The organism is Rodentibacter pneumotropicus DSM 21403, from assembly GCF_000379905.1.
Taxonomy (GTDB): Bacteria; Pseudomonadota; Gammaproteobacteria; order Enterobacterales; family Pasteurellaceae; genus Rodentibacter; species Rodentibacter pneumotropicus.
In genome coordinates this window covers 119,803-129,777 of sequence record NZ_KB904055.1, presented here as the reverse complement: position 1 = coordinate 129,777, position 9,975 = coordinate 119,803, and the positions used below count along the sequence as shown (strand labels likewise).

The window sequence follows — 9,975 nt, the reverse complement described above, 5'->3', positions numbered from 1 at the left end:
GAAGTGACAAAACCGAAACAATCGCAAGAGCCTATCTACGAAGAAATTCCGGATAGCCCGTATGCAAAATTAGGCGATAGCAATGCTCAAGTTAAATCTGGCAAATCTGAGCCGATTTATGAAGAGATTCCTGCTTTAACTCAGGAAAATAAAGCTAAACGTCCTTTACCTGAGATACCACAAAGTGGCAATACAAAAGCGAATAGTGGTGAAAGTGATTACGCAGAAATCCCTGCGGTGGTTGGCAATAAAGCCAAAGCAGAGAACGCTGAAAGTGATTACGCAGAAATCCCTGCGGTGGTTGGCAATAAAGCTAAAGCGGAGAATGCTGAAAGTGACTATGCAGAAATCCCTGCATTAGCCAAAACCGGTAATAAATCCGATAATGCCGAGTCTTCCCTTGCACAGGCAAATAGCAATAACAACAATAGCCGTGTATTGCCTACAATGCCTGAAACAGCAAACGTGGAACAAACCGGTTCGCAAAGTGCCCCGTCATTTTTCCAAAAGATTAAAAACTTTTTCAAAACTGACCGCACTTCGTCCAAAAAGGCAGAGGAAAATGCGAATAAAGGCAATCAAGCATTAGACACCGAAGCTCAAGCGAACGGGAAACCTAACTACGAGAAGCTTGAGGACAATTTGAATTTGAAAGAGTTACTCAGNCTTGANGCNAAACGTTATGATGAATTTGAACAAAAAATTCTCAATAACAGTGAGTTTTTAGCCGAAGCCCGTGAAGCAGCGAANAAAAGCGTCCCTGAAGCGGTATTAAAACAAATGGCAGGCTCACCTGAGCTGGATGATATTCTCACAGACGGTGCGAAAAGAACCGAACGTAAGATCAACGAAGCCTTACACTTTAAACCAAGCGAACAGGAATTTAACGCTATCCAGCAATTAGTGAAAAAATTGCCGAAAAGCGATGAAATTATGAGCGTGCCGGAACAAACTCAACGTATCGTCGATGCGTTAGCGGAAACGTCAAAAACGATTCAACGTTCACCAGAGTTAAAAGATAAGCTTAAAGGTGCCGTAGAAGAGTTTTTAAACGATACCAAAAATGGTCTAACCGTAGAAAGTATTGAAAAACTCAATCATGGTTTACGTCCGGACGAGGGTGAAAACAGAACGTTGTATAAAAAAGAGTCCTTAACCAAAGAAGATGCAATTTTCTCTGGACCGCAGGCGTCTAAATTACAACTTGCACAGATGGTTGAGTTTATTAATGACGCTAAAGCCAGAGGGGTTGAACCAAGTGTGTTATCCGGTATGGTTTACCAACGTGTGATTGCTTATCATCCGTTTGCTGAAGGTAATGGACGTGTTGCTCGTGTTATTGTCAATAAATTATTGCTGGATGCGGGATACCCACCGTTTACGAAGTTTAGCAGTAAATTTGAGGAAACCATTATTCCGCAATCGGATAATACCAAAGACAGCGCAAGTAGCCCTGAAGTGATTAACGAATTCTTACGTCTCTTAGGTGAGAAATCGGTCGATGAGGCTAAACCTAAATTTGCGCCAACTGAAGCTGCCTCAAATTCAGCAGGTCAAGCGGAAGATATCTATGCTCAAATCGATCCGAGTAAGAAAAAGGTAAAAACCGAATCAGAAGCGGAAAAAGCGGCTAGAATTTCGAAAGAGAAAGATGAAACGTTAGGGAAAAAACAATCTGTACCGAGCGAAGATAACGCCGATTATATGACGATCAAACGCTTAAAAGAGGATATGACTAAAGTTGATCAACCAACTAAAGCAAACGCTTCTACAGAAAGCCCGGCTGTAATTGAAAATAAAGCCAAAGCGGAGAACGCTGAAAGTGATTACGCAGAAATTCCTGCTGTGGTTGGCAATAAAGCCAAAGCAGAGAATGCTGAAAGTGATTACGCAGAAATCCCGGCGGTGGTTGGCAATAAAGCCAAAGCAGAGAATGCTGAAAGTGATTACGCAGAAATCCCTGCGGTGGTTGGCAATAAAGCCAAAGCGGAGAACGCTGAAGGTGATTACGCAGAAATCCCTGCGGTGGTTGGCAATAAAGCCAAAGCAGAGAACGCTGAAAGTGATTACGCAGAAATTCCGGCTGTGGCTGGCAATAAAGCCAAAGCAGAGAACGCTGAAAGTGATTACGCAGAAATCCCTGCGGTGGTTGGCAATAAAGCCAAAGCAGAGAATGCTGAAAGTGATTACGCAGAAATTCCAGCTGTGATTGGAAATAAAGCCAATAGCAATAACAGCAATAATAATCAAAGACTTGCTGAGGAAAATCAAATCGGTAACGATGTAAATAAACCGAAAATTGATTCCAAAAAGCTATTTGAACAAGCGAAACAAAAAGCACGTGAGCGTGATGGTGCGAAAGAGGCTGAAAAGAAATTAAAGATTTTGGCTGAAAATGCGGAAAGTTTGCCGAAAGAGCATCTATTAAAAGCATTACAAGATTTAGCATATGGCTCAAGTGTAGAAGAAGCGACGGCTTTAACAAATAAAGCAAAAGAAACGCGCAATAAGATCCACCGTCCGGATACTATTGAGGGATTTGAAGGACAGAATGTGAAAAATATGGGCAAAGTGATGAGTAAAATCGAGCTTGATGCTGCCTATTTACAATCTCGTGGTGAAATTAACCAAAAGATTGTCGATAAACTGGATTCAAACCAAGAGTTCCATCAGTTAATGAAACAAAAACTCTCTGGCAATGAAGAAGGCATTAAACGCTTATTCAGTTTGGTTGAACAAGCGAAGTTCGAAGCTCTAAAAGAAGTCACAGGCGTTGAAGGTAGCCGTGCTAAAGTAGAGTTTACGGGGAATAATCCGCTTTCAATGAAACAAGGTTCTTACGGTAATGATCTTGTTCAAATGAATGCGACACCTATTTTGAGCTTCTTACGCACGAGAAAACAAAATAACAAAGAAATTTTGGATACTATCGTTCACGAATTAACGCATCACGATCAGGCACAAATTATCCGTCATAAGGATAAGTTACCAGAGCATATGAAACCGGATGCGAATTTAATGGCGCTAAATGGTGTTTATTATATCAATTCGGGGCTGACTAATATGCAGCAGTATAAAAAACAGCCACAAGAGCGAGAGGCGTTCTTCTCGGGTCATAAATTAGGTGAGCAATTGAGTAAATTGGTGGATAAAGGCTATACAGGTGCCAAACGGGAGATTCAATCGATTGAACATTTACCAAGCCCAAATAGCAACCTGGAAACCCTTAAACCACAAAGCACAGATTTAGGCAATAATACCTTGATTTATGGCTTAAAAGATGGGCGTAAGGAACTGATTAACCGTGCTAACCAAGCCGATAAAGGGAAACGAAACCCAATTCTTGCGGATAGTTATATTGGTGAGTTAAATTTAGGCTACGAATTTGGTAATTTGTCTAAATTGGCAGATAAGGTTAAACAAGGGAAAGTGACGCAACAAGATATTGATCATATTGCAAACTTCCAAGATTTGGGCGCGGATAATGCCTTAGCAACATCTTCTCGCAGCCGTATCAATCAAGCCAATGTCGAGGATAATAAAAAAATTATCACGGAATTGCTCAACAATCCGGCTGCAGTCGATTCTCTCAAACGGATCGCTGAATTTAATGAAAAGGAGCAACAGTTATTCCAAAAACTGAAACAAAATGAGAATTTGGATTTAGATAATCCAAAAACCTCGTCTTCTTTCACTAAAGAGCAAAATGAAGCGATTGAACAATATCTGTCAGCAGTAGGTGAACTGAACAGAAGTCGCGAAGATTTCTTTTCAGAAAAAACCAAACTGATTGCTAAAGAAACCCTTGAAAGAGGCGGAAAAGTCTATTTTGCGTTAGACGGTTTAGCAACGGATACAACGACGTTCAATAAAGATAAAACTCAAATAGATATGAGTAATCTGAAGAAATTATTTGATCCGAACTATGAATTCTATAATTCAGTGACATCAAGGGAATTACGTTACCTCTATGAAAATCACAGAGATAATCCAAACTTGAAGTTTACGATTAAAGATCAGGTTATAGAGAGCCCGTTTAGGGAGTTAGAATTGAAATAAACCTAGATAATGTAAAATCCACCTTCAATTGAAGGTGGATTTTTATTTGAGAGTTTTAATTGATCATAACTAAACAGTTAATACTTACTAAATGTTTTCATCATTTTTCTTATTTGTTGAACATTTTGATTGAAATTAACACAATGTGGACAAATAAGGAGATGTGCATTCATACCTGTTTTTTCTAAAAAAGATAGTGGACGTTCTTGCGAATCAGAAATTAATTTTGTAACTTGTAAACAGTTCATTTCCTTTCTCCTAGAGATAATTTTACAGATAAACATTGTTGTAATTGCAATCTTGCACGATATAACATCGTGCGAAGATTTGCAGTGGTAATTTTTAAATTGGCACAAATTTCTTCACTGGAAAAACCTAAATATTCTCTCATCATAAACACTTTCGCTTGCTTAGCTGGTAGATTTGTTAAACAAATCTCCAAGATAACCCAAAATTCGTCAGAGTAAACAGCTTGTTCATTAATTTGCCAATTAGGCGGATTATACTCTGATTTCCAATGCCCGACATTATCAAAAAATGTATTTTCTTGTTCATCTTCAGAAATAAGTTCGCTTTCTAATATCCAGCGATCTTTTTGGCGCAAATAATCAATAATTTTATTCTTCAATATTGCAAACATCCAAGTCTTTAAAGCTGCTTGACGATTAAAATGTGTAATATTCTTCAATGCACTTAATAAACTTTCCTGCACTAAATCCTCTGCGATCTCTTTATGATTTAGTTGTAATTCGGCGAATTTAATCATTTGTAGGCGAATATCGGTAATTTGTTGTTTTGATATTTGAGTTATTGACATAATTTTCTACTTTTATAACAAAATTAAAAATATTGTAAGAGTTAGTCGATGAGTACGGCTTCTTGTAAGAATACTTTCACATTCATACAAAATAGTTAAGGTGAAAACTCTAAAAGGGCTTTCTATAGTAGCAAAAACGGAAAAAACCAGAAACAATAATAAAGTATCAGAATTAAGTGATACGACCAGACATAAAAGTGCGGTGAAATTAACCGCACTTTTATCGGACTTATATATTTTCTTACGTGAAAGTATCTTATTTAAATGTAACCTATAAAGATTAAACTTATAGAAATTCTTATTTTTAAAGTTTCCGATAAATTAAATTACAGCCCCGTTTGGGGAAGAAACTAAAGTAACACGATTTTCTATTTCCTAATTAAATAACCTTCTCTGTTTTCTGCTTTTCTTCACTTGTGCAATTAATATCACCATGAGGACAAGCACATATACAGCAAAGATAAATACCAACCATTGCACCATTGTGATGCCGAATAGCGACCATTGACTGTTATCACAAGAACCGGTTGGGTTGAAAATGCTTGGGAGCCATTGGTGGAATGGCAAGGTTTCTGGAAAATTAGGAATAAATTCACATTGTTTCCACGGCGCCGGGTTCATCTGGAGATCTAGGTGGCGGATGGATATCATCAAGCCTTTAATACCACTAAATAAACCTAATGCGAGGGCAATTAATCGCACAAACAGTGAACGAGGTGCGAGAAAACCAATAATGCCCGCAAAAAATAAACCACTCATTGCTAAACGTTCATATACACAAAGAACGCAGGGTTGTAATCCCATACCGTATTGGAAATAAAGTGCGGTCAATTCTAAGGCTAAACTCGAAAATGCAAGTAATAACCACGATGAGCGTTTTTCTGAAAATCGTTTAAAAAATGCGAGCATTTGTCCTCCTTAAATTGGCTGAATTAATCCTAAATTTGCCAACCAGACGGTAGCAGCCGGTAAAATATATTCAATGGCAAATAAGCCCACTAAGGATAACACAATGGTATAAGGTAATGCCATGTAAACCATTCTGCCATAAGAGAGACGAATTAATGGGGCAAGCGATGACGTTAATAAGAATAAGAAGGCGGCTTGACCGTTTGGTGTTGCGACAGATGGTAAGTTTGTCCCCGTATTGATCGCAACAGCGAGTAATTCGAATTGGTGAGGGATGATCACGCCACTAGTTAGTGCAGCTTTGACCTCGTTAATATAAACTGTTGCTACGAAGACATTATCGGAAATAGCGGAGAGTAAGCCGTTAAATATGTAGAATAAAACCAGCTGTGCACTCTCACTGGCAGATAACACATAGTGAATAATTGGTGAGAAAAGTTTTTGATCGATAATCACGGCGACCACGGTAAAAAACACAACAAGCAGTGCGGTGAAGGGTAACGATTCTTGGAATGCTTTGCCGATGATATGTTCATTTGTAATACCGGTAAAGGCTGTGGCGAGGATGATCACACTTAAACCGATCAAGCCTACAGCAGCTAAATGGAAAGCTAAACCAATAACGAGCCAAAGTGCGATGATAGCTTGTATGAATAACTTCATTTTTTCTTGTTTTGACATTTTTTGTGTATTATTACGGTCTAAACGTGCCAATACCGCCCAGACTTTACGAGGAAGTTTTGCGCCGTAGCCAAATAATTTAAATTTTTCCACCAAGTAGCAAGTTAGCAAGCCACAGGCTAAAACAGGTAGAGTAACGGGCGTCATACGAAAGAAAAATTCAATAAAGTTCCAATTTGCTTGTTCTGCAATAATTAAATTTTGTGGTTCGCCCACCATGGTCATCACACCGCCGAGTGCGGTTCCTACACCGGCATGCATCATTAAACTTCTTAAAAATGCACGAAATTGTTCTAAGGTGGCGCGTTTATCACCTAATTTATCATCGTTGGTAATATCGATAAGATCATTTAATTTATTGCCTGAGGCAACTTTATGGTACACGCCATAAAAGCCCATGGCGACACTAATAATTACTGCAACGACTGTTAGTGCGTCTAAAAACGCGGATAAAAATGCTGCACTAATACAAAAAGATAAAGAGAGAGTAATCTTAGATTCAATGGCGATCAGCAATCGGGTAAATACAAACAACAAGAGTTGTTTCATAAAATAAATGCCGGCAACCATAAACATCAGTAATAAGATAACTTCAAAATTTGACATAATTTCAGCTTTTACGTGGGCCGGATTTGTCATACCAATGATGATTGCTTCAATCGCAAGTAGTCCGCCCGGTTGCAATGGATAGCATTTTAATGCCATTGCGAGTGTGAAGATAAACTCTGCAACTAAAACCCAACCGGCAAGGAAGGGGCTGATAAAAAAGAAAATGATTGGGTTGGCAATCAGAAAAATTAAGATGGCGAGCTTATACCAATCCGGGCTTGCACCAAGAAAATTTTTCATTAAGGCCTGTGTGTAAGTCATAAATGGCTCCTGTTTTTTTATAATGCGCTCATTGTAATATAGAGTGCTTTAAAGGATAATAACGAAAATGAAAATTTGTCAAATAAGTCACATTTTTTTGATCTTGTTAGGTTTTTTTCCTAACATCTAATGATTATGAATACAGAGAATACACTTTTAAAAGCACAAAGCCCGGCGGCACTTGCTGAAGAATATATCGTAAAAAGTATTTGGGAGGATGTTTTTCCCGCCGGTACTAATTTACCCTCCGAGCGAGATCTTGCCGATAAAATCGGGGTGACCCGCACTACATTGCGAGAAGTTCTACAGCGCTTAGCGCGAGATGGTTGGTTAACGATTCAACATGGTAAACCCACCAAAGTAAATAATATTTGGGACACGGCGAGCCCTAGCATTATTGAAACGCTGATTACTCTTGATCAAAATTCCGCACCGCTAATTATTGATAATATGTTGTCATTACGTAGCAAAATGTCGGAGTTTTATATTTATGAAGCCGTGAAAAAATCCCCTCAGCAATCTGCCGTACTATTTGATGATTTAAATGAATTAAAGAATACGGCTGAAGATTATACAGAATTTGATTATCGTGTTTTTCGCCAATTTACCGTTTTGGCAAACAAGCCCTTTTATCGCTTAATCTTTAATAGTTTAAAAGGTGTATATCAAAAAATAGGTTTACTCTTTTTTAGTTGTGAAAAGCACCGTGAACTTACCAAACAGTTTTATGTGGAATTGCAACAAATTTGCCAAGCAGGTAATGCAGAGGCAGTAGTGGATTGTATCCGTAAACATAACTCGCGTTCTGCCACCTACTGGAGTGCGATTTTGGAACGTTTACCACACAGTTTTTCTAATTAACCCAAAAAAGTGCGGTCAAAATTAACTGTACTTTTTACTTATCTTTTTCATCACATTTTATGCGCATACCTCGAATTTATCACCCGGAATCTCTTGAAAATCTCACTCAGTGTCAACTTTCTGATGAGGCGGCAAATCACGTTGGGCGAGTGCTACGCATGACAGAAGGCGAACAAATAGTGCTTTTTGACGGCAGTAACCACATTTATCCGGCTCGCATTATTGAAGCGGTTAGAAAATCGGTAAGAGTCGATATTTTAGGACGTGAATTTGTCAATAAAGAATCAAACCTCAAAATTCATTTAGGGCAGGTTATTTCTCGTGGTGAGCGTATGGAATTTACCATCCAAAAATCCGTTGAGTTGGGAGTGAATGTGATTACACCGCTTTGGTCGGAACGTTGTGGTGTGAAACTGGACGCAGAGCGTATGGATAAAAAAATTCAGCAATGGCAAAAAATTGCCATTGCCGCCTGTGAACAATGTGGTCGAAATGTGATACCGGAAATTCGTCCATTGATGAAATTACAAGATTGGTGTGCAGAAAATGATGGCGCATTAAAGTTGAATTTACACCCGCGTGCCCAATATTCCATTAAGACCTTACCAATGATTCCGAAAGAAGGGGTGCGTTTGTTGATTGGTTCTGAAGGCGGATTATCTCCTCAGGAAATTGCCCAAACGGAACAGCAAGGTTTTACTGAGATTTTATTAGGAAAGCGTGTATTACGCACAGAAACCGCTTCTTTGGCGGCAATTAGCGCATTACAGATTTGTTTTGGAGATTTAGGCGAATGATGGATTTACAAGGACAATTTTTAGTTGCAATGCCACATTTGGCGGATTATTTTTATCGCACAGTCGTCTTTGTTTGTGAGCATAATGAGCAAGGCTCTATGGGGGTTGTGATTAATCAACCCACCGATCTCAGCATTGCTGAGCTTTATAGTAAATTAAATTTTATGATGAAAAATGACCGCACTTTTGATGATGCAATGGTGGTAGCTGGTGGTCCAATGCATACCGAACGCGGCTTTATTGTGCATAAAAATAGTCTGGTTGATTTTCAACATAGCTATAAAATCACCGATGATCTTTGTCTGACAACCTCGGCAGATGTGGTAGATACCTTCGGTTCTTTACAAGCACCGGAAAAATATCTTGTGGCATTGGGTTGTGCCGGGTGGTCTGCTGGGCAGTTGGAACAAGAAATTGCAGATAATGCGTGGCTTGTGGTCCCGTCAAACGATAGAATTTTATTTGATACCCCTTATGAAGACCGCTATCTTGCGGCAAGCCAATTGCTCGGAATTAATATGCATAATTTTGCTACTGCACAAGTGGGGCATAGCTAGTGAGTATTACCGCCCTCGCTTTTGATTTTGGTATGAAAAGTATCGGTTGTGCCGTGGGACAAAGTATTACCGGCACTGCGCAGGCCTTGCCTGCTTTCAATGCGCGAGACGGTATTCCAAACTGGAAAAATATCGAAAAATGCTTAAAAGAATGGGATCCTGATTTTGTTGTTGTGGGGCTTCCGTTGAATATGGACGGCACGGAACAGGAATTAACGTTGCGGGCGAGAAAATTTGCTAACCGTTTAAATGGGCGTTTCGGTGTCAAAGTGGTATTACAGGATGAGCGTTTAACCACAACACAAGCACGTAGTGAAATCTTTGAGCGTGGTGGTTTTCGCGCATTGAAAAAGGGTAAAGTGGATGGTATTTCTGCTTGCTTAATTTTAGAGAGTTGGTTTGAGAATAACCCAGATTTTTGATG

At 39.1% G+C, this 9,975-nt stretch carries 9 protein-coding genes; 5 read left to right on the top strand and 4 right to left on the bottom strand.

The window, feature by feature from the left end:
* The first annotated feature begins 447 nt into the window (after positions 1 to 447).
* Positions 448 to 4,059 carry a Fic family protein gene (locus tag A3GE_RS12220; RefSeq protein WP_428829630.1) on the top strand — a complete coding sequence of 1,204 codons (3,612 nt, stop codon included), beginning with the start codon at positions 448 to 450 and terminating at the stop codon, positions 4,057 to 4,059.
* A 77-nt stretch (positions 4,060 to 4,136) separates the two neighbouring features.
* Here the strand turns inward: A3GE_RS12220 and A3GE_RS0106720 are convergent, their stop codons facing one another.
* The 4 genes from A3GE_RS0106720 to nhaB form a co-directional block, all read right to left on the bottom strand.
* Positions 4,137 to 4,307, bottom strand: a complete 171-nt coding sequence (locus A3GE_RS0106720; protein WP_018356492.1) for a zf-HC2 domain-containing protein — start codon at positions 4,305 to 4,307, stop codon at positions 4,137 to 4,139.
* Positions 4,304 to 4,876: a sigma-70 family RNA polymerase sigma factor gene (locus A3GE_RS0106715; protein ID WP_018356491.1), complete on the bottom strand. Its 573-nt coding sequence runs from the start codon at positions 4,874 to 4,876 to the stop codon at positions 4,304 to 4,306. The genes A3GE_RS0106720 and A3GE_RS0106715 overlap by 4 nt, the downstream gene beginning before the upstream one ends.
* 375 nt (positions 4,877 to 5,251) lie before the next feature.
* A complete protein-coding gene (gene dsbB / locus A3GE_RS0106710) occupies positions 5,252 to 5,785 on the bottom strand; it encodes a disulfide bond formation protein DsbB (protein WP_018356490.1) in 534 nt (177 codons plus the stop codon).
* Between the two features lie 9 nt (positions 5,786 to 5,794).
* Complete coding sequence (gene nhaB / locus A3GE_RS0106705; RefSeq protein ID WP_018356489.1) at positions 5,795 to 7,336, bottom strand: Na(+)/H(+) antiporter NhaB; 1,542 nt, start codon at positions 7,334 to 7,336, stop codon at positions 5,795 to 5,797.
* Positions 7,337 to 7,471: 135 nt separating this feature from the next.
* On the opposite strand from nhaB, the gene fadR reads away from it, so the two are divergent.
* From fadR to ruvX, 4 genes are read left to right on the top strand one after another with little or no spacing between them, the layout of a single operon-like run.
* Positions 7,472 to 8,197 carry a fatty acid metabolism transcriptional regulator FadR gene (gene fadR / locus A3GE_RS0106700; protein ID WP_026215425.1) on the top strand — a complete coding sequence of 242 codons (726 nt, stop codon included), beginning with the start codon at positions 7,472 to 7,474 and terminating at the stop codon, positions 8,195 to 8,197.
* A 59-nt stretch (positions 8,198 to 8,256) separates the two neighbouring features.
* Complete coding sequence (gene rsmE, locus A3GE_RS0106695) at positions 8,257 to 8,994, top strand: 16S rRNA (uracil(1498)-N(3))-methyltransferase (protein ID WP_026215424.1); 738 nt, start codon at positions 8,257 to 8,259, stop codon at positions 8,992 to 8,994.
* On the top strand, positions 8,991 to 9,551 hold the full coding sequence (locus A3GE_RS0106690; protein ID WP_026215423.1) for a YqgE/AlgH family protein: 561 nt from the start codon (positions 8,991 to 8,993) through the stop codon (positions 9,549 to 9,551). The genes rsmE and A3GE_RS0106690 overlap by 4 nt, the downstream gene beginning before the upstream one ends.
* Positions 9,551 to 9,973, top strand: coding sequence for a Holliday junction resolvase RuvX (gene ruvX / locus A3GE_RS0106685; RefSeq protein ID WP_018356485.1), 423 nt, complete (start codon positions 9,551 to 9,553; stop codon positions 9,971 to 9,973). Before A3GE_RS0106690 ends, ruvX begins: the two co-directional genes overlap by 1 nt.
* Positions 9,974 to 9,975 lie beyond the last annotated feature (2 nt).